Here is a 23,608-nt window from a genome sequence, read left to right on the forward strand (position 1 = left end):
AGCGTGGTTCGACAGTCGGGTCACTTTGAATTGGAGCTGGTGTATGATCTCGAAGATTGCATTGCTCCGAGCCGCAGATGATCCCGAAAGACCGGTCCAAACGGCTGCTGTACGCCTTCGCCATCCCCGGCTGGCTGGCTTTGGCCTTCGCCGTAATCTACGATTTCTACCTGATCGGCGCCCGGCCGACGGTTCCCGATCCGGCGCTGGGTTACATCCACCCGATCGTCGCCCATGGGCCGGAGGTCTATGTCCGGACCGGTGAGCTGGCCGTCTTGATCGGCGCTGTCGTTGTCGCCCTCGCCGCCCTGGCCCTGGCCAGCTATTTCCAAAGCAGGGCCGAAAAGGGCCAGCCCTAGGCCGGCCGACGTGCCCGCATGGCCTGGGCAATCGTGCCGTCGTCGAGCCAGTCGAGGTCGCCGCCGACGGGGACGCCTCGGGCCAGCATGGTCACCGCCACGTCGAGGTTGGAGAGCCGTTCGGCGATGTAGTGGGCGGTGGTCTGGCCGTCGACGGTGGCGGGCAGGGCCAGGACCACCTCGCGGATGTCGCCTTCGGTGACCCGGGCGGTCAGTTCGTTGATGCGCAGGTTGTCGGGGCCGACGCCATCGAGGGCCGATAAGAGGCCGCCGAGCACATGGTAGCGGCCGCGGAAGGCCCCTGCCCGCTCCATGGCCCAGACGGACCCCACCTCTTCGACGACGCAGATCAGGGTGCGGTCGCGCATGCCGTCGGCGCAGAGGCTGCACGGGTCGCAGGTGTCGAGGCTGCCGCAGACACTGCAGGTTTTCACATTGGCCTGGGCGTCAGCGAGGGCGCTGGCCAGCGGCCCGAGCAGCTGGTCGCGGCGCTTGAGCAGGGTCAGGGCCGCGCGGCGGGCCGAGCGGGGGCCGAGCCCCGGCAACTTGGCCAGCAGGCTGATCAGACGTTCGATCTCGGGTCCGGCGACGGAGGCCATTGAAGTGTCCGGTGAGCGGTACGCCCGGCTGTGAACATAGGGGGTGATTCTCCGCTGTTCACCCCTCCCCGGTCGTCATCCTAGGCCTTGTGCCTAGGACCCACGCGTCCGCTTGCTCTAGCGGTGGGGTGGAGGCGCGGCTGCGCCTCTAGGGCAGAGGTTCGCGGCGGCTGAACCGTGGGTCCTAGGCACAAGGCCTAGGATGACGGGGTTAGAACGGCATCCCCGGGATCTTCATCCCGGCCAGCGGGCCGGCCGCCGCCTGCATCAGCTCGGCGGTCTGGGCTTCCAGTTTGCGGCGGGCGTCGGCGTGGGCGGCGACCAGGAGGTCGGCGATGACCTCGCCTTCGCCGGGGGCCAGCAGGCTCTCGTCCAGTTCGACGCCGGCCAGTTCGCCGGCGCCCCGGAGCGTCACCTTGACCATGCCGCCGCCAGACGTGCCCTCGACGACGATGGCGGCGGCCTTTTCCTGGGCTTCGGCCAGCTTGGCCTGCATCTGCTGGGCCTGCTTCATCAGCCCCTGGAGGTCTTTCATGTCGTCTCGCTTCCTTCGCTGAAGAGGCCGCCCATGGTCAGCATCTGGTCGCGGATGGCTTCCGGATTCTGCGTCTGCATGGCGTCGTAGGCCTCGAGTTCGGAGGGGACATACCAGTGGATCTTGTCCGAATGGTAGGCGTCCCAGACCGCCTGAGCCACTTCTCGCGGAGGTGTGAGCCGCCACATGCCCTCGGTCGGGGCGTTGGCCTTGGCTTCGTCGGGCAGGATGGGGGTGTCGATCATGCCGGGCAGGGTGTCGGCGGCGCGCACGCCGTGGGCGCGCAGCTCGACCGACAGGGCTTCGGTCAGGCCCTTCACCGCGTGCTTGGTGGCCGAATAGACGGCGATGTTGGGGATGCCGAAGATCGCCGACGAGGATGAGGTGGTGAAGCAGAGGCTGTTGGGGGTGGCTTTCAGCAGCGGGGCGGCGAGGTGGATGCCCGACAGCACGGCGACGAAGTTGATGTTGACCACGTCCATGACGTCTTCCCACGGCTGGTCAATGAACGGACCGCCGCGGCCGATGCCGGCGTTGTTGTAGAGGAGGTCGAGCTTGCCGCCGGTGGCCGCCGAGAAGACATCAAGGGCGGCGGCATAGGCGGCGCGGTCGGTGACATCGAGGACCTGGGTCAGGACGGCGTCGCCAAGCTCGGCCTTGAGGGCGTCGAGGCCGGCGGCGTTGACGTCACAGGCGCCGACGAACCAGCCCTGTTCCGCGAACAGGCGGGCGGTCTCCAGGCCCATGCCGGAGGCGCCGCCGGTGATGAAGATGGATTTGCGGCCGTTGGCTGCGGTCATGGACGTCTCTCCCGTTGGCCCGAGGATCAGTCGTCGTCCTCTGGTTCCACAGGAGGATCGCTAGCCGCTTCCCCCTGCGGAATGGCAAGCTGCTTCACACCGAGGATCTCGGCGCCGGGGAAGGCTTCCATCACCGAGCGGACGAAGGGGTCGGCCTCGATTTCGAGACGGGCTTCCTTCTGCTCGCGCTTCTGCTTTTCCCAGGCGGTTTCGGCCCCGCCGCCGCCCTCGGCCGCGACCAGCCAGGGCTGGCCGGTCCATTCCTTGAGGCGCGAGACCAGGCGGCCGGCGAAGTTGGCCGGCGTGCCCTGGGCCGGTTCGTAGACGATGGCGCCGGGGCGGTAGCTGACCAGCCGCAGGTAGCGGTCGACGTCGAGCTTGAGGCCGATGTCGCGCTTGGCCTCGATCAGCTTGAGGACGTCGTCGAAGGTGGCCAGGGCGACGGTCTCGGTCTGCGGGGCCGTCTGGGCCACCGGCTGGGCGAAACGGGCCTGGGCGACCGCGCCGCCGCCAGAAGATTGGCCGCCGCCGCCACCGCCGCTGGGACCGCCGCCGAGCGGTTCGCCGTCGCGCAGGGCCTTCAGCGCCTCTTCGGGACCGGGAAGGTCGGCGGCGTAGGTCAGGCGGATCAGGGCCATCTCGACGGCGGCCGACGGGTCGGGCGCCCGGCGGACCTCGTCATGGGCCTTGAGCAGCATCTGCCAGAGGCGCGAGAGGGAGCCGGCGGAGGCGAGCGCGCCAACGGCGGCGAGACGCTGGGCCTGTTCCTTGGGAAGGCTGAGGGCGTCGGGCCCGAGGGCCTTGGAGACGGACGCCTGGTGGCTGTGTTCGAGCAGGTCGAGGACCACCTGCACCGGGTCGGCGCCGAAGCCCCAGAGGGTGCGGAAGGTGTGGATGGCGGCGCCGGTCTCGCCGCGCATGATCTGTTCGAAGAGCTCGATGGTCTGGGACCGGTCGGCCAGGCCGAGCATGTCCTGGATAACTTTCGTCGGCACGATCTGGCCAGGCTCGGTCTGGACGATGGCCTGGTCGAGCAGGGAGAGGCCGTCGCGCACCGAGCCCTCGGCGGCTCTAGAGATCAGGGCCAGGCCTTCGGCCTCGACCTTGGCGCCTTCCTTCTCGCAGATGCGCTCGAAGTGCTTGGCCAGCACGTCGGGCTCGACGCGGCGCAGGTCGAAACGCTGGCAGCGGCTGAGGATGGTCACCGGCACCTTGCGGATTTCGGTGGTGGCGAAGATGAACTTGGCGTGCGGCGGCGGCTCTTCCAGCGTCTTCAGCAGGGCGTTGAACGCCGCCGTCGACAGCATGTGCACTTCGTCGATGACGTAGACCTTGTAGCGGGCCTCGACCGGCGAATAGCGCACCCCGTCGAGCAGCTCGCGCATCTCGTCGACCTTGGTTCGGCTGGCGGCGTCGAGTTCCAGCACGTCCATGTGACGGCCCTCGACGATGGCGGCGCAGTGGCGGCCCTCGACGTTGAGGTCCATCGACGGCTGATGCACCGTCTCGCTCTCATAGTTGAGGGCGCGGGCCAGCAGGCGGGCGGTGGTGGTCTTGCCGACCCCGCGCACGCCGGTGAGCATGAAGGCGTGGGCGATCCGGCCGGTGGCGAAGGCGTTGGTCAGGGTGCGAACCATCGCCTCCTGGCCGATCAGGTCGTCGAAGTTGCGCGGCCGGTACTTGCGGGCCAGCACGGTGTAGGCCGGCATCTCGGCCAGGGCCGGACCCGGCGCGGCCGGCGGCGGAACAGGGGCCTGGGGCTCGGGATCTGGCTCGCCGAAGATGTCGACGGTCAGGGTGTCGCGTTCCTCGGCCTCTGCGGCGGGCTCGTCTTCATCCCAGGGCGGTGCGGTGTCGGACATCGAGGCCTTCGGCGGCCCGGCGGTGGGCCGGGGAATCTTCTTGAGCGGCCACTCTACGTCATCGCGGGCGCGCGCCGAAAGGGCGGGCGATGCGTTAGCGATCACGATGAGGGAAGAGGTGGAGACCGGACGACGACCCGGAGCAAATCTCGTTGTGGCTGCTGCCTTCCGGCCCTGACCAGGTTGGCGAGGACTCCGCCCATCGCCGATCTCCGAGGCCTATATCGCGATGGAAGGGGCCGGACGCAAGAGCCGTTTGGCCGCAGGGGCGCTAGAACACGCCGCCGGCGTGAACGCTGACGCCGAACAGCGCCGCCCAGGCGAAGCAGCCGACAAGGCCCACCGCCGAGCAGATGATGCCGGCGATGGCGGTTCCCCGGCCGGCCGGTCTGGCCACGGCGAACAGGCCGAACATCAGGCCCAGCGGCGACAAGATCCAGGCGATCAGGCCAACGACCGGGATCCACACCACCATCAGGCCAAGAATGCCCAGCACCAGCGAGGCGGTCGCCATGGCCGACCCCCGCCGCTCGAAGATCTGTTCGCTCATTTCACCCCCCGAATTGAGGTGTGAAGTCTGCCAACAGCAACCAATGATTGCAACCACCGTTCATCGAAAAACGTTCGGCGACGGGATTATGCGCCCGGAACGGCGAAGCTGCTTGGCGCGGCCTACGGGCCCCGGCTAGGTTTGCGCCATGCCTCTCTCCGAAATCGCCAACGTCTTCACCGGCAACCCCCTGGACCGCGCCAGCGAGCGACGGCCCGACGCCGCCTGGCTGGAGGAGAAGCTCCATGATCCGGCCTCGCTGGCGGTGGCGTTGTGGAACGGGGCGCCGCTGACCGAGACGACGGACGGCAAGACCCAGCTTTCCTACCTGCCCGCCGCCATGGCCCATGAGCTGTCGAACGGCTGGGAGCGGCTGCTGTTCATGGGGTTGTGGAAGGACACGGCCGTGTTCGCCCTCGACCTGGAGGGCGGAAACGATCCGGCCGAGGGGCCGCTGCAGGGGATGGGCAGGTTCCAGGACCTGCGGGCCATGGCCATGGTGCTGCCGGGCACGGAGGCGGCCATCGCCGCGACGGCCAAGGGCATGTTCGAATGGCGGCGCAAGCATCGCCACTGCGCCAACTGCGGCGAGCCCAGCGTTCCGGCCGAGGGCGGCTGGAAGCGGGCCTGCCCGTCCTGCAAGGCCGAGCACTTCCCGCGCACCGACCCGGTGTCGATCATGCTGGCCACCCACAACGGCCGCTGCCTGATGGGCCGCCAGGCGATCTGGCCCAAGGGCATGTTCTCGGCCCTGGCCGGGTTCCTGGAACCGGGCGAGAGCATCGAGGAATGCTGTGCCCGCGAGCTGAAGGAAGAGGCGGGGCTCAACGCGACGCGCGTGCGCTATCACTCGACCCAGCCCTGGCCCTATCCGTCATCGCTGATGATCGGCCTGATCGCCGAGGTCGATTCGGATGAAGCGACACCGGATCAGACCGAGCTGGAAGCCGTGCGCTGGTTCACCCGGGCCGAGGCCCGGGACCTGCTGGCCGGGAAGCTGGAGGGCCTGTTCTGCCCCCCGCCCCTGGCGATCGCGCATCAGCTGTTGAAGAGCTGGGCGAACGAGGCGGACTAGCCGCCCCCTTCCCTACCCCGAGAAGGTCCCGAGCGCCACGCAGCCGGCCCAGACCATCAGGGTGATGGTCGAGAGGCTGAACACCAGGAACCGCAGGGGCACCAGGTTGACGGTGTTCTGGATCAGGCTGTGGAGGATCCGCAGGCCGACGTAGATCCAGGCCAGCATGGCGGTGAACGGCGCCTGGGCCCCGGCCAGGTAGGTGACGAAGGCCAGCGCATAGAAGATCGTCGGCTGTTCCATCAGGTGGTTGTAGTTGTTGGCCACCTGGCGGGCGCCGTCGGGCAGCACATCGAGGCTGCCCGGGAAGCGGGCGTCCTGAGGCTTCAGCCCTGCCTTGCCGATGGCCGGCAGCCGGGTGGCGTACATCCACACCCAGATCAGCAGCGACCAGATCACCAGCACCAAGGCCGGCGCCAAAACGGACTCGAACGCGGACTGTCCCTGGAACGTCATATGTCGCCCTCCCCGGCGGTTGTTGTGGGGGAGGCTAGCGAAAACGACGGTCTTTGGAAGGGGGCCGTGGCGTGAACCCACCCATCCTCGTCATCCCGGCCGTAGCGCAGCGAAGAGCCGGGACCCAGGGGTGTGGCCACCAGTGTTCGAAGCTGCCAGCTCGCGCTCAGTCACCCCCTGGGTCCCGGATAGCCCCTACGGGGCTTCCGGGATGACGGGTGTTAGGTGAGGGTGAAGTCCGAAACGTTCGGACTGCGCGTCGCTTCCCAGTAGTCGACCAGCGGGAAAGGCCAGTTCTGGCTGACGCGGCCCTTGGCGTTCTTGTACCAGCTCGAGACCCCTTCGACGCCCCAGGCCATCTGGGCGTTGGCGGCGTCGACCCTGGCGTTGAAGGCGTCGTGGACGTCGGCCTTGACCTCGATGGCTTTCGCGCCCTTGTCGATCATCAGGCGCAGGGCCTCGACGACGTAGCGGACCGAGGCTTCCGAGAAGAAGATGATCGAGCCGTTGACGACGATGTTGGTGTTGGGGCCGTACAGCATGAAGAAGTTGGGGAAGCCCGGCGCGGTCATGCCGAGATAGGCCCGGGCGTCGCCGTCCCAGGCGTCGTGCAGGGCCACGCCGCCCTTGCCGACCACCGTCATGGGGGTGAGGAAGGAACTGGCCTTGAAGCCGGTGCCGTAGATCAGGACGTCGGCTGTGTGTTCGGCTCCGTCGGCCGTGACGACGCCGCCTTCGGTGACGGCGGTGACCGGCTGGGTGACCAGGTTGACGTTTGGCCTCCGCAGGGCCTCGATCCAGACGCCGTTGTCGCGCAGGGCCCGCTTGCCGCCGAACGGGTATTGCGGCGTGACGGCGGCGAACAGCTTGTCGTCGCCGCCGGTCTGTTCGCCGATCTTCATGACCAGCAGTTCGCGCAAGCCCGCGCTCGCCTCGCTGATGGTGCCTTCGGGACCGTTCCAGGCGGGGTCGGCTTTCACCGCCTCATAGACCCCGTCGGTCATCGTCCAGAACAGGTAGAAGCGGTACCATTTGTCGTAGAAGGGCACATGTTCGAGCAGGGCCTTTTTCCCCTCCCCGACCGTCTCGTGATAGTCCTCGGTCGGCGCCAGCCAGGGCGGGCTTCGCTGGAAGACGGTAACCTGGCCGGCCTCGGGCGCGATCTTCGGCACGAACTGGAAGGCGCTGGCCCCGGTGCCGATGACAGCGACGGACTTGCCCTTCAGGTCGACCGAATGGTCCCAGCGGGCGGAGTGGAAGTTGGGGCCCCTGAACAGCTCGCGGCCCGGGATGTCGGGGAAGTTGGGCTGGTTCAGCTGGCCGACGGCGCTGATCACCGCATTGCCCGTGAAGCTGCGGCCATCCTTGGTCGAGACGGTCCAGGACGAAGCGGCTTCGTCATAGCGGGCCTCGGCGACCTCGGCCCCGAACTGGATGTGGTCGCGCAGGCCGTATTTATCGGCCAGGCGCTGGAAGTAGCGCAGCAGGACATCCTGGGTGGAATAGCGCTGGGGCCAGTCGTGGTTGGGCTCGAAGCTCAGCGAATAGAGGTGGTTGGGGGTGTCGACCCGGCAGCCGGGATAGCTGTTCTCCAGCCAGGTGCCGCCGACGTCGGGGTTCTTGTCGAGGATGGTGAAGCCGATGCCGGCCTGGCTCAGGCGGATGGCGGTCAAGAGGCCCGACATGCCCGCGCCGATGATGATCACCTTGAGGTCGGCGGCGGCCTTCTTCTCGTCAGGCGTCCAGGTCGGGCGGTCGGCGTCGACGCCCTCGAGGCTGAGCTGCTCCATCAGCATGGGGCCGTAACGCTCGGGGATCTCGGCCCCGGCCACGAAGTCCATCATGAAGCGGACCTGGCTTGCCGTCGGCGGCGGCGGCAGGGGCTTGCCGCCCGCGAAGTCGGTCAGGGCCTGGCGGGCCAGGTCGCGGATGGCCTGGGTATCGGCGTCGGAGAGGCCGCCCTGGCCGTCGCCGAGCACCTCATAGACCGGCCGGCGGGCCTCGGTCAGGTGGTCGGTGTTGCCGGTCAGGTGGACCAGGGCGACCATCAGGCTGGGGATGTGGGCCTCGGCCAGCGCCAGGTCGAGATCGACGCCGGTCAGCGCGCCGGCCGGTTTGACATGGGTGTCGCCGTCCATGGGAAGCTCCTGATGTGTCCTCGCGGCGCCTCTGCGGGCGCTCGTTTGGACCACTGTAGGCCTCTCGTCGGCGGTGGGAAGATTGACGTCGGGGCGCCGCGCGCAGGTTTGATCTGCTAAGGGGCGGCCATGGGAAAGATCATCGCGCTGCTGCGCGCCATCAACGTCGGCGGCATCAAGGTCAACATCGCCGAACTGCGGACCATGGTGTCGGACCTGGGGTTCGGCGGGGTGCAAAGCTACATCGCCAGCGGCAACCTCGCGTTCGACGGTGACGGGCGCAGTTGCGCCGATCTGGAGGCGCTGTTCGAGACCGAGGCGACCAAACAGCTGGGCCTGACCACCGAATGGATGTGCCGCACGGCGGCCGAGTGGAAGGCGATCCTGGCCGCCAACCCCTATCCGGAGTTCGCGAAGGAAAGCCCGAGCAAGCTGCTGGTGACGGTGTTCAAGACCATGCCCGATCCGAAGGGTCTCGAGGCGGTGCTGGCCAAGGCCGTGTTCGGCGAGACCATGGAGCTGGTCGGGCGCGAGCTGTTCGTGACGTTTCCGGAGGGCGCGGGCAAGTCGAAGCTGGGCAGCGCGGCGGCGTGGAGGCCGCTGAAGTCGCCGGGCACCAGCCGGAACTGGAACACGATGGTGAAAATGGGCGAGATGGCCGGGGTGTGAAGCGCCTCATCCTTCCCCGTTTACGGGGAAGGGGGACCGCGCGAAGCGTGGTGGAAGGGGCGAGGGCCGTGCGCGGACGTGGCCGATTCTGATCCGAGATTCTGCTGGAAGGGCCGACGCACGGCCCTCGCCCCCTCCACCACTTCGTGGTCCCCCTCCCCCGTGAACGGGGGAGGATGTGGCGGTCACCGCAGGCTGGCGTTGATGTCGGACAGGGCCGCAGAGCCGGGGGTCAGCTCAGCGGTGTTCAGCGCATTGAGCGGCGTGGAGGTGGTCCCCAGCGCATCGTGCAGGTCTTCGGCTTCCGGGTCGACGTAGAGGAGGCCGGTGACCACCTCGCCGGCCGCCGCTCGTTCCTGCAGGAAGCCCATGGCGCGGACCCGATCAGTGGGATCGTAGTCGGCGGCCAGTTTGCGCAGGGTCAGGACCGTGCCGTCGTGCTGCTCGACCTGGACGGTGGAGCCTTCCGAGTATTCGGCCGTGATCGGGCTCCGGCCAATCATCACGTCGAGCCGGTTGACCGCCTCATTGTGCTCGCGGACCCAGTCGAAGCTCTTGGTGCTGCCGGCGTGGTTGTTGAAGGCGATGCAGGGGCTGATGGTGTCGATGAAGGCGGCGCCCTTGTGGCGCAGCGCGGCCTTGATCAGGGGGACCAGCTGGGTCTTGTCGCCCGAGAAGCTGCGGGCGACGAAGGTGGCGCCCAGCTGCAGGGCCAGGCTGACCATGTCGATGGCGCTGTCGTGGTTGACGACGCCCTTCTTGGACTTGCTGCCCTTGTCGGAGGTGGCGCTGAACTGGCCTTTGGTCAGGCCGTACACGCCGTTGTTCTCGACGATGTAGGTCATGTTGACCCCGCGCCGGATCGAGTGGGCGAATTGGCCAAGACCAATAGAAGCGCTGTCGCCGTCGCCGCTGACGCCCAGGTAGACGAGGCTGCGGTTGGCGAGGTTGGCGCCGGTGAGCACGCTGGGCATGCGGCCGTGGACGGTGTTGAAGCCGTGGCTGGCGCCGAGGAAATAGTCAGGCGTCTTGGACGAACAGCCGATGCCGCTGAGCTTGGCCAGGCGGTGGGGTTCGAGGTCGAGCTCAAAACAGGCCTGGACGATGGCGGCGCTGATGCTGTCGTGGCCGCAACCTGCGCAGAGGGTGGAGACCCGGCCCTCGTAGTCGCGGCGGGTGTAGCCGACGGCGTTGGGGACCAGGGACGGGTGGGCGAACTTCGGCTTGGCGATATAGGTCATTTGGCCATCTCCGAGCTCGGCGAAACCGGCGCGCCCATGTGGGCGGAGATTTCCCTGGTGATGAAGCGGGCGGTGATCGGCGCCCCCTCGTAGTGCAGGATCTTGACCATCCGGGCCGGATCGACGCCCCCCTCGGCCATCAGCAGGGTGCGCAGCTGGGCGTCACGGTTCTGTTCGATGACGAAGACCAGGTCGTGGCGGTCGATGAAATCGAACACCTCGCCCGGGAACGGGAAGGCGCGGACACGCAGGGCGTCGACGTAGAGGCCCTGGGCCTCCAGCGCGGCCATGGCCTCGTCCATCGCCGGACCGGTCGAGCCGTAGTGGATGACGCCGAAACGGGTGGGCTTGCTGGCCTTCACCTCGATGGGTTGCGGCACGAGGCTCTTGGCCGTCTCGAACTTCTTGAGCAGCCGCTCCATGTTGTCGACGTAGACGGCGCCCTCCTCGCTGTAGCGGGCGTAACGGTCGCGGCTGGTGCCCCGGGTGAAGTAGGCGCCCTTGCTGGCGTGGGTCCCGGGATAGGTGCGGTAGGGCACGCCATCACCGTCGACATCGAGGTATCGGCCGAAGTTGACGCCGTCCTCGAGCATCTGGGCGGTCATCACCTTGCCCCGGTCGAGCTGCTTGGCGTCGTCCCAGGTGAAGGGCTCGGTCAGCCACTCGTTCATGCCCATGTCGAGGTCAAGCATGACGAAGATGGTGGTCTGCAGACGGTCGGCCAGATCGAAGGCCAGAGCCCCGAACTCGAAGCACTCGCCCGGATCGCGCGGCAGCAGCAGGACGTGCTTGGTGTCGCCGTGGCTGGCATAGGCAGCCGACAGGATATCCGACTGCTGCGTGCGGGTCGGCATGCCGGTCGAGGGCCCGCCGCGCTGGACGTCGAAGATCACGGCGGGGATTTCGGCGAAGTAGCTGAGGCCGATGAACTCCTGCATCAGGCTGATGCCCGGCCCCGAGGTGCAGGTGAAGGCGCGGGCCCCGTTCCAGCCGGCGCCGACGACCATGCCGATCGAGGCGATCTCGTCCTCGGCCTGGACGATGGCGTACTTCGCTTCGCCCGTTTGCTTGTCGACCCGCAGCTTCTGGCACCAGTTGGTGAAGCTCTCGGCCAGGCTGGTCGAGGGGGTGATCGGATACCAGGCGCAGACGGTGGCCCCGCCGTAGACGGCGCCCAGGCCGGCGGCGTCGTTGCCTTCGATGAAGATGCGGTCGCCGACCGCGTCGGCGGTGCGCACCTGCAGGCCGAGCGGCTTGAGGTTCTCGCGGGCGTAATCGACGCCCATGTGGAAGGCCTCGATGTTGGCCGGGATCAGCTTGGGCTTGGACGCGAACTGCTCGGCCAGAAGGGTCTCGATGACGGCGTTTTCGATGCCCAGCAGATAGGCCAAAACGCCGATGTAGATGATGTTCTTGAACAGCTGGCGCTGGCGCGGGTCGCTGTAGGCGGTGTTGCAGATGCGCTGCAGCGGGGCGCCGATGACGGTGATGTCGGCGCGGAACTTGTCGGCCGGCATCGGCCGGGTGCTGTCGTAGAAGAGATAGCCGCCGGGTTCGATCTCGGCGACGTCCTTGTCCCAGGTCTGGGGGTTCATGGCGACCATCAGGTCGACCCCGCCCCGCCGGCCCATCCAGCCCTCGCCGCTGACGCGAACCTCGTACCAGGTCGGCAGGCCCTGGATGTTGGAGGGGAAGATGTTGCGGGCGGCGACGGGCACCCCCGAGCGCAGGATCGACTTGACGAACAGGCCGTTGGCGCTGGCCGAGCCGGAGCCGTTGACGTTGGCGAACTTCACCACGAAATCATTCACGGCGGCGATGGGCATCAGCGGCATCCCCCCGCTTGCGTGGTGTTGAGCAGGAACTTCTGCATGTCCCAGGCGCCGGTCGGACAGCGTTCGGCGCAGAGCCCACAGTGCAGGCAGACGTCCTCGTCCTTGACCATCACCCGCCCGGTCGGCAGGGCGCCGGAGACGTAGAGGTCCTGGGTCAGGTTCAGGGCCGGGGCCTTGAGCCGCTCCCGCAGGTCCGGCTCATCGCCGTTGGGGGTGAACGTGATGCAGTCGGTGGGGCAGATGTCGACGCAGGCGTCGCACTCGATACAGGCCGGGGCGCTGAACACTGTCTGCACATCGCAGTTGAGGCAGCGCTGGGTCTCGGCGTAGGCCAGATGCTCGTCGAAGCCCAGTTCGACCTCGTTCTTGATCGAGCTCAGGGCCAGGGTGGTTTCCATCAGCGGCACCTTGCGGCGCTCGTCGAGGGAGATGTCGTTATCGTAAGACCACTCGTGGATGCCCATCTTCTGGGACGCCAGGGTGACGCCCGGCGGCGGACGCAGGCTAACATCCTGGCCCCGGCAGTGGAGGTCGATGGAGACCGCCGCCTCATGGCCATGCGCCACGGCCCAGATGATGTTCTTCGGGCCAAAGGCGCTATCGCCGCCGAAGAAGACCTTGGGGTTGGACGACTGGAAAGTGGTCTCGCCGACCACCGGCATGCCCCATTTGTCGAAGTCGAGGGTGTCGCGCTCGATCCAGGGGAAGCTGTTCTCCTGGCCGATGGCGACCAGGACGTCGTCGCATTCGAAATGCTGGTCAGGTTCGCCAGTCGGCTTGAGGGCGCGGCGGCCATCCTCGCCGGTCTGCCAACCGACCTTCTCGAACCAGACGCCGGTCAGCTTGCCGGCCTCGTGGGTGACGCTCTTGGGGACCAGGAAGTTGAAGATCGGGATGCCCTCATGCATCGCGTCCTCTTTTTCCCAGGGGCTGGCCTTCATCTCGTCGAAGCCGGAGCGGACGATGACCTTCACGTCCTCGCCGCCCAGCCGGCGCGAGGTGCGGCAGCAGTCCATGGCGGTGTTGCCGCCGCCCAGGACGATGACCCGTTTGCCGATCTTCTCGATGTGGCCGAAGGAGACGGATGACAGCCAGTCGATGCCAACGTGGATGTTCGCCGCCGCTTCCTGACGGCCCGGGACGTCGAGGTCGCGGCCGCGCGGGGCGCCGGTGCCGACGAAGATGGCGTCGTAGGGCTCGGCCAGCATGGCCTTGAGGCTGGTGACTTCCTGGTTCAGCACCAGCTGGGGGCCGAGCGCGGTGATGTAGCCGACCTCTTCGTCGATCACCTCTTCGGGCAGGCGGAAGCGCGGGATCTGGCTGCGGATCATGCCGCCGCCTTTGTGCTCGCGGTCGTAGATGACGACCTTGTAGCCGAGCGGGGCGAGGTCGCGGGCGACCGTCAGGCTGGCCGGGCCGGCGCCGACGCAGGCCACCGTCTTGCCGTTCCAGACCTCATTGGGCGTCGGCATGCGGCCGTTCAGCTCGCCCTTGTTGTCGGCGGCGGCGCGCTTGAGGCGGCAGATGGCGACCGGCTCTTCTTCCACCCGGCCCCGGCGGCAGGCCGGCTCGCAAGGGCGGTCGCAGGTGCGGCCCAGAATCCCCGGGAAGACGTTGGACTTCCAGTTGACCATATAGGCGTCGGCGTACCGACCCTGGGCGATCATCCGGATGTATTCGGGGACCGGGGTATGGGCCGGACAGGCCCACTGGCAATCGACCACTTTGTGAAAGTAATCAGGCGACTCGATATTCGTCGGTTCCAACTCCGGAACGCTCCTCTTCCCCCGCTCCCGTGTCTGAGAGAAGTGACGAAGCCGCAACCGGGCGACCACGCCCTACGCCCGCACAAGATGCACTTAAACGGACGTTAGACCCGCGAGTCATGTCGGGACAAGGGGGAAAGGACCTTGCGGGAACGCTTATCGCCGCAGGGGGGAAGGGCTCACTCTTCCGGCGGCGGCGCGCGCGACGTCATGCCCGAGGAGGCGGCGTCGTCGGCGATCTGGTCGTCGGTTTCAGGATCGATGCCAGGAGACGTGTCGCGCGGGATTGTGCGCCTGGCTTCTTCTTCCTTGGGCTTGGGCGCCGGCAGGGCGGGCGCTTCGGGCAGGGCGTCCTGGGCGCTTTCGGCGGCCTCGTCGGCGGCCGTGCGCGGATCGACGTCGCCCAGCGTCTCACGGCTCATGAAGGCGATCACGGCCAGGGTCATGGCCACCCCGACCAGGAAGCCGACCACACCCCAGAAGAAACCACCGCCACCACGCTTATCAGCCATCTTCAGGTCCCCTGCCAGGTGCGCACCCGGCCAATGTCCACGTGAACGAATCCGGTGTCCGGATAATAGCCGACGCCGCCGCCTTTCAAGGCCAGGGCTGCGTCTCTGAAGGCGGTTAGCGCGACGTCGTTGAGACGCACGTCCATGGCCTTGCCTTCCATATGCATCGATTTGGTCGCCACCTCGCTCTTGCCGTTCGCCTGGGCGCTGCGGTCCTGCAGGGCGGCGTTGGTCACCGGCGAGCGGAAGGCGGAGATGATGCGGTAGGGCTCGGTCGAGCCGAACTGGGTCTGCAGGGTGAAGAGGATGTCGAGCAACCGCACGTCGATGGGGTGTTCCTCGGTCGAACGGAAATCCCGGAGCAGCTTCTTGATGCTCATCAGGCTGTCCCAGACGTAGCCGCCGTCCTTCCAGTAGACGACGTCGAGCTCTTCGTTGGTGTGCAGGTGGCGGAAGGCCAGGCGCCGGGCGCCCTCCGGCGGCGGCCGGATCGGGGTCGGGGCGAGGTTGAGGTCCTCGGCGCTGACCGGGTCGGCCGGCGGTTCCTCCTGCGCCGAAGCGGCGCGGCTCAGCAGACCGACGGAAGCGGCGGCCAGAAGGCCGGGTCCGGCCTTCAGCAGGGTCCGACGGTCGGTCATCTGCCCTTCCCCATCGCGATCTAAGCCTGCGCCCCGATCCGCTGCATCAGCAGGGCGTCCCAGCCGTAGGGGTCGGAGCGGAAATTGACCCCGCCATCCGGCGTCACATAGGCGGTCCAGTAGAGCAGGAAGACCTCGACCGGCCGCTGCACCTGGGCGCGGGTGGTCTTGCCGCCGGCGATGGTCGCGTCGATCTGTTCGGGCGTCCAGTAGGGGTCATTGGCCAGAACGTGCCGGGCCAGGGCCAGCGGCTTTTCGAGCCTCACGCAGCCGTGGCTGGCCAGGCGGCTATAACTGGCGAACTTCCCCTTGCTGGGGGTGTCGTGCAGGTAGACGGCAAAGCGGTTGTTGAAGTCGAACTTGATCAGGCCCAGCGCGCTGCCCGGTCCTGGCGCCTGCTGCAGGCCGCCGCCCGGCAGGATGCGGAAGCCGGCGCTGGCCAGGTAGCCGCGGCCCTTCGGGTAGAGCTCGTTCTTGGCGATTCCGGCCGGAACGTTCCATGGCGGATTGAGCACGATGGAGTGGATGCTCGACCGTAGCATCGGGGTCTCCGACCCCGGCTTTCCGGTCACCGCCCGCATCGACATGGTCGGCTCGTCGCCCACGAACACCGTCAGCACGGCGGCGGCGATGTTCACCTGGATGCGGTGCTCGGGCAGCGACTGGGGCAGCCAGCGCCAGCGCTCCATATTGGCCAGGATCTGGTCGATGCGGCGCTCGACCGGCACGTTGAGTTGAGTGCGCAGGCCGGCGCTGAAGACGCCGGTCGGGTTTTGGCCGAAGCGGCGCTGGGCGCGCTCGACGGCCGCGGCCAGTTCCTGGTTGTAGACCGGCGTGGCGGGCGACCCGACCGGGGCGCCGGCGGGGACCATGGCCACCGACAGCGGGGCGGCCTTGTCCTCTTGCGCCAGGCGGGCGCGGAGCAGTTCGACCATCGGCCCGACCGAGCCCGGCTTGAGGTCCATCTCGGGCAGCGGGGTGAAGCCGCCCGCCGTCTGGATCTCGCGGTACTGGATCAGGCCCTTCTGCAGCGCCTGATAGCCGGTGTAGGGCGGCGGCAGGCTGTTCAGCCAGGCCTGGACGCGGTTGTTGGCCACGGCGGCGGCGAGGCCCGGCGCCGGATCGAAGGGCTCGGGCCGCAGGTCCCAGTCATCGCGGAAACCGGAGGCCGGCAGGCGGCCGGAATGGACGGCCTTGGCATAGCGCAGGGTGGCGGCGACGAGGGCGGCGTTGTCGGTCCCGCGCGGCGTGAAGGCGCCGGCGGGGAAGCCATGGGCGGGCGCGTTTTCGAGGGCGCGGCGCAGCTGGGCGGCCTGCTCGGGGCTGGGATTGATCGGTCCCGGCTGGGCCGGTCCGCGCAACGGCTGCGCCGTCGCCGGACCCAGCGCCGTCAGCGCCGCCAGCCCCAGGAATATACTTGCGACTGCCCCGACCCTACGCCCCGTCGACACCGAGTTAGTCCCCATGAAATAGCCTTCGCTCAAACGTTAACGCACGTTCTCGCGGAAGGCGCCATGGTGACTCCTGTTACGCGAGCGCGCCGTTCGATGATTTGGTGATATGCGACGTTCCGGCAACGGTTACTTCAAGGGGCAAGGCATGCGGAAACGCATTCTGATCGGGCTGGCGGCGGCTCTGGTGGCGGGATCGGCAATGGCCGCCGAGCCTGAGAAGCTGTTGAGTGCAACCCTGCCGGCCGGCGGCGAGGGCGGCGGGCGACTCATCCGCACGACTCAGGGCCTGGCCCTTCTGGCGCCGGAGGGACTCACCCCGCTGGAAGGCGGTCGGCCGGCCATGCGCTGGCCCAAGGACATGATCACGCCGGTCGAGCCGGGCAGCCGCTGGATCCTCGGCGTTGAGAAGCCCCGCACCGGCGGCTTCATGGAGCCGCAGAAACGCGGGCCGATGCGGCTGGGCGACCTCGACGCGGCGACGACCTTTCCGGAGGTCAAGCCGCTCTATCTGCACATGGCGGCCTGGCCCTATGCGGCGGCCGACGGGCCGGACGGCAGTCTGCTGATGGTGCTGTGGGCCAAGGCCCCGCCCTTCGTTACCGAGCCCGGCTACAGGCTGGTCCTCTGGTCGCCGACGGCCCCGGCAAAGGTGGCGGAGTGGCCCGAGGCCTGGCGCGATATCGGCCAGGGCCAGCTGATGGCCGACGGCCAGGGCGGCTGGCGGCTGCTGACCAAACTGGGCGAGGAAGCCTGCGGCCGCAGCGCCGGGGTGGCGGTGCTGGCCATCTCCGCCGATCTCAAGGTGTCGGAAGGCGAGAAGCTATGCCTGCCGGCGGCCTACACGGCCTTCACCTCCGAGGTGCTAGCCGGGGTCAGCACCCCGAAGGGGCCGGTCTGGTTCGTCAGCGGCAAATCGGCCGGGTCGCACCGGCTGGCGCGGATCGACGTCACCGCGAGCGGACTGAAGGCCAAGCCCATGGCCGAACTGCCGGCCGGCGAGGTGGCCTCGACGGCCTATGACCCCTCGACCGGCGACCTCTATGTCGCCCAGGACAATGGCGTGCGGCTGACGCGGATCGATGCAGCCGGCAAGGCGAAGGACATCGATCTGCCGGCGCCGAGCTGCGATGGCGGCAAGGCTGGCGGCAAGCGGACCGCCAGCCTGGCGACCCTGGACGGACGGGTGCATCTGGCGGTCACGGCGGGAGCGTGCGTAAACGTCTGGCGGTTCTAGCGCGTGCCGTAGAGCCGGTCGCCAGCATCGCCGATGCCCGGCCGGATGAAGCCCTGCGGGTCCAGCTCGCGATCGACGCCGGCGCACCAGATGTGGACGCCGGGGTGGTCGCCCTGCAGCCGGGCGATGCCTTCGGGGCAGGCCAGGATGCAGACAAAGCTGAGGTCAGAAGCGCCCTGCTCCTTCAACCGCTCGACCGCGGCGCTGGCCGTGCCGCCGGTGGCCAGCAGGGGGTTGATGACGATGACCTGGCGCTCGGACATCGTCTCGGGGGTCTTCAGGTAATACTCGACGGCGACCATGGTCGTCGGGTCGCGGTAGAGGCCGATGTGGGCGACGCGGGCGCTGGGCACCAGGCTGAGCATGCCCTCCAGCATCCCCTCCCCGGCCCGCAGGATCGGGGCGAAGACCAGCTTCTTGCCGGCGATCTGGGGCGATTGGGTGGTTTCGAACGGGGTCTCGACCGCGCGGTTCTCGAGGGCCAGGTCTCGGGTGGCCTCGTAGCAGAGCAGGATCGAGACCTCGCGCATGATCTCGCGGAAGGTCTTGGTCGAGGTGTCCTTGTCCCGCAGGCGGGTCAGCTTGTGCTGCACCAGCGGGTGATCGACGACAGTGACGCCCTTCATGGGGTGCTCCTAAAAGACGGTGCCATCGCTGACGATGTTGAGCGGCGGGCCGCCGTCGGCGCGCAGTTCCTTGGCCAGGATCCGGCCGGTGGCCCAGGTGCCGCCTTCCAGCACGCGGGCCAGGGGGAAGTCGGCCTCCGCCACGCCCAGGCGCTCGCGGACCATCGGGGCGATGCGGTCGAGCAGGGCCACTGTCAGGCTGCGCCAGCCGATGATCAGCGGGCGGGAGACGTCCTGGCTGAGGTGCTGCTGGGCGGGATCCCTCAGGACCAGCACGCCGCCGTCCATGAACAGGCCGCCGTTGCGGTACTCGGCCAGACCGGTGAGGCCGTCGATGTCATGGACGGTGATCCCCGCCTCTTCGAGCGGCTCGATCAGGCTATAGGCCAGCCACTGGCTGAGCTTGTGGATCGGCACGAGGTTGTTGGTCGCGTCATCGCGGACGATGGCCGGGTGACGCCAGGTGTCGCCGAGCGGCAGCCCCCCGAGGGTCAGGCGGTGGCGCCAGATCGGGCCGAGGGCCTCCAGCAGGACTTCGAGGATGATCGGAGCGGGCAGCCGCCCGTCCGTGGCGCGGGCGGCGATGGCGTCGAACAGGCCGCCGGGACGGGGGCTATCCTTCATGCCGAACAGGTCGGGCCGGGCCGTGGCCTGGTCGCCGAGGCGGCGCAGCAGGTCGGCGCGGCCGTCGAGGCCGAGCAGCGGATTGGCGTCGGTGACCTGGAAACCCTTGGCCAGGGCTTTGGTGGTCAGGCCTGCGAGGTTGTCGGCGCGCAACGGGTCGGGGCCGGTGGAGAAGGCGCCGGATTCAAACAGGCGCAGGCTGGCGACGGCCAGGCCCTCGGAGCGGGTGGTGATCGTGCCGGTGGCGCGGTCTTCAAAGGACCAGGCCGGGCCGGCGCCAGCGTCCAGCAGGACGCTGGTGATGGCCAGGTCGAAAGCGGCGCGGGCGCGATGGGCCTTGTCGACCCAGTCGTTGCGGCGCGAGAGCTCTGCCCAGAGATCGCGGCCCTGGACGACGAAGTGGCGCCAACGGGCGTGGAACGGCACCTGGAGCGAGGGGTACTGGCTGCGGATGACGGCGGCGACTCGGTCGGCGACCGGGTCGAGGCGGGTGAGGTCGACGCGCCAGTCGGTCAGGTCGCCGTCGAGGGCGAGGGACAGCATCTCATGGGCCCGCGTGCGGACGGCGGCGGGGGTGAGTAGCGACTGGGCGGCTTCGGTTTCGGTCATTTCATTTCACGGCTCCTTCTCCCGCTTGCCGGGAGAAGGTGTCAGCCGAAGGCTGACGGATGAGGGCAGAGCGGACGTTGGACGAGCAGCGCCAGAACGGGTGTTTCCGGATGAGCCGGCGCCGCCCTCATCCGACCCGCTTCGCGGGCCACCTTCTCCCGGCGAGCGGGAGAAGGGGCGCCGCTGCGCGACGCCTAGAACTTGTCCAGTCCCCGTCCGACGACCTTGCTCAGCTCTTCGGCCGAGGGCGCGCCTTCGGGGGTGTAGTAGCCGGCGGCCTTCTTGGCCTCCATCTCGACGCTGGCGTCGTCCGGCACCAGGTAGTCCGGGATCGGCACCCGTTCGCCGATCTCGATGCCGCCGTGAGCGAGCGCGTCGTACTTCATGTTCGACATCGAGACGAAGCGGTCGATCTTCCTGATGCCCAGCCAGTGGATAATGTCGGGCATCAGCTGCTGGAAGCGGGCGTCCTGCACCCCGGCGACGCATTCGGTGCGCTCGAAGTAGGTCGCCGCCTGATCGCCGCCGGGCTGGCGCTTGCGGGCGTTGTAGACCAGGAACTTGGTCACCTCGCCCAGCGCCCGGCCTTCCTTGCGGTTATAGACGATCAGGCCGGAGCCGCCGTTCTGGGCCTCCCGCACGCACTCCTCGATCCCGTGCGTCAGGTACGGACGGCAGGTGCAGATGTCCGACCCGAATACGTCCGACCCATTGCACTCATCGTGGACACGGCAGGTCAGGCGCTTGTCGCCGCGGCCGATAAAGGCCGGGTCGCCGAAGATGTAGAGGGTGATGCCGCCGATCGGGGGCAGGAAGACCTTGAGGTCAGGCCGGGTGACCAGCTCGGGGTACATGCCGCCGGTCTGTTCGAACAGCGTGCGGCGCAGCTGGGTTTCCTCGACATCGAACCGCTCGGCGATGCCGGGCAGATACCAGACCGGGTCGATGGCCGCCTTGGTGACGGCCACGTCGTGGCTTTCGTGGACGATGTCGCCGTCGATCTTCAGCCGGCCGGCATTGATCGCCTCGGTGATCTCCGGAAGGTTCAGCCGCGCCTTGGTGATGGCGATGGTCGGGCGGATATCGACGCCCTCGGCGATCAGATGGCCGAAGTCCTGGGCCACCCGGTGGCCCCAGGGGTCGAGGCTGACGATCTTTTCGGCGTTCAGCCACTGATCGTGCGGGCCGATCTCGACGACCGGCGAGGTGTCGGTCAGGTCGGGGCGGACGAGCGGGTTCATGGCGCCCGAGGAAATGGCCAGCGCTCTGTACACGGAATAGGCGCCGCCGTGGGCGCCGACGGCGTTACGGTCAACGCCGGCGTTGACGGTGGCGACGACCGGACCGCGCTCCGCGGGCGTGGGGGCTCCCCAGGTCAGGGGGAAACGGCTCGCGCCGCCGACGCCCGGGTGGGACGTCAGACGAATGTGACCTTGACGATTAAGGGACATGCTTAGTTGGCCCGTGGGCTCTCCAGAAACGAAAAAGCCCCCGCCGGTTTTCGCCGGCAGGGGGCCTTTGAGCGGAGATAGTGGTGCGGAACCGTTTGCTTGGCAAGAGGGGCGTGATCGGCCCCGAATACCGGGCCTCTAGCCGCGGGTCAGCTCGAACAAGCGGTTGTCGTCTTCCCTCACCTCGATGGCAAGGTGGGCCATGGACTCGTCCAGGCGGGCCTGGGCCATTTCACGGGCGCGATCCTCGTCGATGGCATCGACGAGTTGAAGAGTCGGCACGCTGTACCGGCTATCATGGATGTAAAACGAAAATATACGCAACGGTAGCTCCCCGGAATGGGAAATGGCGGGACCGCGGTGGTCTCTCAGGCGACAGCTGCAGACTATGCCGCCGATAGAGACAGTCTAGTACAGTCGGCCGGTTTTGCCTAACAGCGAATATTCACACTTTGGATACCGCATCTATACTGTCGGATAGACGACATTTCAGCGACTTGACCTGACCGGCCGCCGCGGGCGAAATCCTTGTCCTGACTGGAGTTTCCCTGATGTCCGACCTCGACGCCTTCATCGCCGGCCTGCCCAAGGCCGAACTGCACCTACATATCGAAGGCAGTCTGGAGCCCGAGCAGATGTTCGAGTTCGGCCGGCGCAACCGCGTCGACATGCCGTTCAACAGCGTCGAGGACGTGCGGGCGGCCTATGAGTTTTCCAACCTGCAGGACTTCCTGGACATCTACTACCAAGGGGCCGGCGTCCTGCAGACGGAAGAGGACTTCCACGACCTGGCCGTGGCCTATTTTGACCGGCTGGCGGCCGATGGCGGGGTCCATGCCGAAATCTTCTTCGACCCCCAGACCCACACCGACCGGGGCCTGCCGTTCAGTATCGCCGCCGACGGCCTGCTGGCCGGCATGCGTACGGCGGAGGCGCGGCACGGGATCAGTTCGAGGCTGATTCTCTGCTTCCTGCGCCACCTGGACGAGGACGCCGCGTTCGACACCCTGAAGGCCGCCGAACCCTATCTGGACCGCATCGCCGGGGTCGGCCTAGACAGTTCGGAGGTCGGCCACCCGCCCAGCAAGTTCGCCAAGGTGTTCAAGGCGGCCGGCGAGCGGGGCCTGTTGAAGGTCGCCCACGCCGGTGAAGAGGGCCCGCCGGAATACGTCTGGGAAGCCCTGGACCTGTTGAAGGTCGACCGCATCGACCACGGCAACCGCAGCCTCGAGGACGCCGCCCTGACCGCCCGGCTGGCGGCGATGGACATGACCCTGACGGTCTGCCCGCTGTCGAACCACAAGCTGTGCGTGGTCGACGACATGACCAAACACCCGCTGAAGCGGATGCTGGACCTCGGTCTGCACGCCACGGTCAACAGCGACGACCCGGCCTATTTCGGCGGTTATGTCGGCGACAACTACCGGGCGGTGACAGCGTCGCTGGGGCTGACGAAGGAAGATCTGGTCCTGCTGGCGAAAAACAGCTTCACCGGCAGCTTCCTCGATGAGGAACGGGTGGCGCTGCACCTGCAGGCCATCGACCGGTACGCCGCCCAATAAGAAAAGGGCCGCCCAAACGGACGGCCCTTCCCTTCACACAGTCAGCCAACCTTAGCCGGTGATGCGGTAGCGGCCACGACGGTCAGGGCAGACCCGGACGTAGCGGTAGTCGCTGCGGCCGCCGTACTCGGTCGGCGCGATGGCCAGCCGGCAGCGGTTGTTGATGTACCAGCTGCGGTCATAGCGGCCGCTGCGTTCGCCGCGGGTGTAGCGCGGCTCGCGGTACTCATAGGTCTGGGCGTAGGTGTAGTAGTAGCCGTCGTCATCGCAATCGGCGGCCTTCTCGCCGATGTTGGCGCCGATGGCTCCGCCGACCAGGGCGCCGAGCACGGTGCCTTCGGTCTGGCTGTTGGTGGCGGCGACATTGTTGCCGATGGCGGCGCCGGCCAAGGCGCCGATCAGGCCGCCGACCACCTTGCTGCGGTCCTCACGGCGTTCGCAGCGCTCGTCGCGCCAGTCGGCGTAGTAGTCACGGCCACCACGGTCATAGCCATCGCGGTTGTCGACGTAACGGCCGTCCGGATCGTAACGCCAGTCGCCGTAGCGACGAACATAGGCGCCGTAGCCGTTGCGGCGGTCATAGGCGGCGCGGTCGCGTTCCCACTGGGCGCGGCGCTGTTCATAGTCGGCGCGGCGTTGCTGGTAGCTGGCCTGACGCTGCTGGTAGGCGGCTTCGCGCTGCTGCCACTCTCGGCGGGCGGCCTCATATTCCTGCTGCTCGCGGCGATAGTCTTCCTGCTGGTCCAGCCACTGCTCATAGGTCTGGGCCGGGGCGGGCGCCGGGGCCGGCGTACCACGGCGATACTGCGCCAGGGCGGTGGCCGGGATGGCCGTGCTGGCCACAAGGATGCTGGCCAGCGCAATGGTGATGGTCTTGTTGGACTTCATGGGTCTTTCTCCGGTCGGTTCCCAGGCGGCCTCAAGCCGCCCCCTGCGGACCACCCCGTCCCGGGGTCCGATGGGCTGTGGAACGCCCTGGAGGACAAGGGGTTGCCCCCGCCCCGAATTGGGCG

At 67.9% G+C, this 23,608-nt stretch carries 23 protein-coding genes and 1 other RNA gene; 5 read left to right on the top strand and 19 right to left on the bottom strand.

What is annotated here, in order from left to right; translation table 11 throughout:
- Positions 1–77 precede the first annotated feature (77 nt).
- Entirely contained in the window at positions 78–359 is a 282-nt protein-coding gene (locus AC2YG9_RS01990) for a hypothetical protein (RefSeq protein ID WP_487296245.1), read from the top strand.
- Here the strand turns inward: AC2YG9_RS01990 and recR are convergent.
- The 6 genes from recR to AC2YG9_RS02020 all read right to left on the bottom strand — a co-directional run bounded on the left by recR (position 356) and on the right by AC2YG9_RS02020 (position 4,705).
- Positions 356–958, bottom strand: a complete 603-nt coding sequence (recR, locus tag AC2YG9_RS01995; protein ID WP_487296246.1) for a recombination mediator RecR — start codon at positions 956–958, stop codon at positions 356–358. The two genes, AC2YG9_RS01990 and recR, sit on opposite strands and share 4 nt — an antisense overlap.
- 211 nt (positions 959–1,169) lie before the next feature.
- Positions 1,170–1,493, bottom strand: a complete 324-nt coding sequence (locus AC2YG9_RS02000; RefSeq protein ID WP_487296247.1) for a YbaB/EbfC family nucleoid-associated protein — start codon at positions 1,491–1,493, stop codon at positions 1,170–1,172.
- Positions 1,490–2,293 (bottom strand): SDR family oxidoreductase, encoded by an 804-nt coding sequence (locus tag AC2YG9_RS02005; RefSeq protein WP_487296248.1) that lies wholly within the window; start codon positions 2,291–2,293, stop codon positions 1,490–1,492. The genes AC2YG9_RS02000 and AC2YG9_RS02005 overlap by 4 nt, the downstream gene beginning before the upstream one ends.
- Before the next feature lie 26 nt (positions 2,294–2,319).
- Positions 2,320–4,155, bottom strand: a complete 1,836-nt coding sequence (locus AC2YG9_RS02010) for a DNA polymerase III subunit gamma/tau (RefSeq protein WP_487296249.1) — start codon at positions 4,153–4,155, stop codon at positions 2,320–2,322.
- Positions 4,156–4,271: 116 nt separating this feature from the next.
- An RNA gene (gene ffs, locus AC2YG9_RS02015) (signal recognition particle sRNA small type) lies at positions 4,272–4,370 on the bottom strand.
- Between the two features lie 56 nt (positions 4,371–4,426).
- Positions 4,427–4,705: a hypothetical protein gene (locus tag AC2YG9_RS02020; protein ID WP_487296250.1), complete on the bottom strand. Its 279-nt coding sequence runs from the start codon at positions 4,703–4,705 to the stop codon at positions 4,427–4,429.
- A gap of 148 nt (positions 4,706–4,853) precedes the next feature.
- Here AC2YG9_RS02020 and nudC point away from each other — a divergent pair, with 148 nt between their 5' ends.
- Entirely contained in the window at positions 4,854–5,780 is a 927-nt protein-coding gene (gene nudC, locus AC2YG9_RS02025) for an NAD(+) diphosphatase (protein ID WP_487296251.1), read from the top strand.
- A 12-nt stretch (positions 5,781–5,792) separates the two neighbouring features.
- On the opposite strand, the gene AC2YG9_RS02030 is transcribed toward nudC, so the two are convergent.
- Positions 5,793–6,236 (bottom strand): MAPEG family protein, encoded by a 444-nt coding sequence (locus tag AC2YG9_RS02030; RefSeq protein WP_487296252.1) that lies wholly within the window; start codon positions 6,234–6,236, stop codon positions 5,793–5,795.
- A 221-nt stretch (positions 6,237–6,457) separates the two neighbouring features.
- Positions 6,458–8,374 (bottom strand): flavin-containing monooxygenase, encoded by a 1,917-nt coding sequence (locus AC2YG9_RS02035; protein ID WP_487296253.1) that lies wholly within the window; start codon positions 8,372–8,374, stop codon positions 6,458–6,460.
- 129 nt (positions 8,375–8,503) lie between these two features.
- Between AC2YG9_RS02035 and AC2YG9_RS02040 the strand changes: the two genes are divergently transcribed.
- Positions 8,504–9,043 (top strand): DUF1697 domain-containing protein, encoded by a 540-nt coding sequence (locus AC2YG9_RS02040; RefSeq protein WP_487296254.1) that lies wholly within the window; start codon positions 8,504–8,506, stop codon positions 9,041–9,043.
- Between the two features lie 185 nt (positions 9,044–9,228).
- Here the strand turns inward: AC2YG9_RS02040 and AC2YG9_RS02045 are convergent, their stop codons facing one another.
- From AC2YG9_RS02045 to AC2YG9_RS02070, 6 genes are all read right to left on the bottom strand, one after another.
- Positions 9,229–10,284 (bottom strand): 2-oxoacid:ferredoxin oxidoreductase subunit beta, encoded by a 1,056-nt coding sequence (locus AC2YG9_RS02045; protein WP_487296255.1) that lies wholly within the window; start codon positions 10,282–10,284, stop codon positions 9,229–9,231.
- Positions 10,281–12,110, bottom strand: a complete 1,830-nt coding sequence (locus AC2YG9_RS02050) for a 2-oxoacid:acceptor oxidoreductase subunit alpha (RefSeq protein WP_487296256.1) — start codon at positions 12,108–12,110, stop codon at positions 10,281–10,283. The genes AC2YG9_RS02045 and AC2YG9_RS02050 overlap by 4 nt, the downstream gene beginning before the upstream one ends.
- Entirely contained in the window at positions 12,110–13,843 is a 1,734-nt protein-coding gene (locus AC2YG9_RS02055) for an FAD-dependent oxidoreductase (RefSeq protein WP_487296908.1), read from the bottom strand. The genes AC2YG9_RS02050 and AC2YG9_RS02055 overlap by 1 nt, the downstream gene beginning before the upstream one ends.
- 221 nt (positions 13,844–14,064) lie before the next feature.
- Positions 14,065–14,397, bottom strand: a complete 333-nt coding sequence (locus AC2YG9_RS02060; RefSeq protein WP_487296257.1) for a hypothetical protein — start codon at positions 14,395–14,397, stop codon at positions 14,065–14,067.
- Between the two features lie 2 nt (positions 14,398–14,399).
- Positions 14,400–15,035 (bottom strand): peptidoglycan L,D-endopeptidase MepK, encoded by a 636-nt coding sequence (locus AC2YG9_RS02065; RefSeq protein ID WP_487296258.1) that lies wholly within the window; start codon positions 15,033–15,035, stop codon positions 14,400–14,402.
- A gap of 20 nt (positions 15,036–15,055) precedes the next feature.
- Positions 15,056–16,486 carry a L,D-transpeptidase family protein gene (locus AC2YG9_RS02070; RefSeq protein ID WP_487296259.1) on the bottom strand — a complete coding sequence of 477 codons (1,431 nt, stop codon included), beginning with the start codon at positions 16,484–16,486 and terminating at the stop codon, positions 15,056–15,058.
- 148 nt (positions 16,487–16,634) lie between these two features.
- On the opposite strand from AC2YG9_RS02070, the gene AC2YG9_RS02075 reads away from it, so the two are divergent.
- Complete coding sequence (locus AC2YG9_RS02075) at positions 16,635–17,723, top strand: hypothetical protein (RefSeq protein WP_487296260.1); 1,089 nt, start codon at positions 16,635–16,637, stop codon at positions 17,721–17,723.
- Here AC2YG9_RS02075 and upp read toward each other — a convergent pair.
- The 4 genes from upp to AC2YG9_RS02095 all read right to left on the bottom strand — a co-directional run bounded on the left by upp (position 17,720) and on the right by AC2YG9_RS02095 (position 21,315).
- The gene (upp, locus tag AC2YG9_RS02080) at positions 17,720–18,349 is read right to left on the bottom strand and encodes a uracil phosphoribosyltransferase (protein WP_487296261.1); all 630 of its coding nucleotides are present in this window, start codon (positions 18,347–18,349) and stop codon (positions 17,720–17,722) included. The genes AC2YG9_RS02075 and upp overlap by 4 nt on opposite strands.
- A gap of 9 nt (positions 18,350–18,358) precedes the next feature.
- Positions 18,359–19,582, bottom strand: a complete 1,224-nt coding sequence (locus AC2YG9_RS02085; RefSeq protein WP_487296262.1) for a DUF1688 family protein — start codon at positions 19,580–19,582, stop codon at positions 18,359–18,361.
- Positions 19,583–19,776: 194 nt separating this feature from the next.
- Positions 19,777–21,033, bottom strand: coding sequence for a GTP cyclohydrolase II (locus AC2YG9_RS02090; protein ID WP_487296263.1), 1,257 nt, complete (start codon positions 21,031–21,033; stop codon positions 19,777–19,779).
- Between the two features lie 138 nt (positions 21,034–21,171).
- On the bottom strand, positions 21,172–21,315 hold the full coding sequence (locus AC2YG9_RS02095; RefSeq protein WP_487296264.1) for a hypothetical protein: 144 nt from the start codon (positions 21,313–21,315) through the stop codon (positions 21,172–21,174).
- A gap of 251 nt (positions 21,316–21,566) precedes the next feature.
- On the opposite strand from AC2YG9_RS02095, the gene AC2YG9_RS02100 reads away from it, so the two are divergent.
- Entirely contained in the window at positions 21,567–22,595 is a 1,029-nt protein-coding gene (locus AC2YG9_RS02100; protein WP_487296909.1) for an adenosine deaminase, read from the top strand.
- 51 nt (positions 22,596–22,646) lie between these two features.
- On the opposite strand, the gene AC2YG9_RS02105 is transcribed toward AC2YG9_RS02100, so the two are convergent.
- On the bottom strand, positions 22,647–23,483 hold the full coding sequence (locus AC2YG9_RS02105) for a glycine zipper 2TM domain-containing protein (protein WP_487296265.1): 837 nt from the start codon (positions 23,481–23,483) through the stop codon (positions 22,647–22,649).
- Positions 23,484–23,608 lie beyond the last annotated feature (125 nt).

It is taken from the genome of Caulobacter sp. SRI_014 (assembly GCF_057586315.1).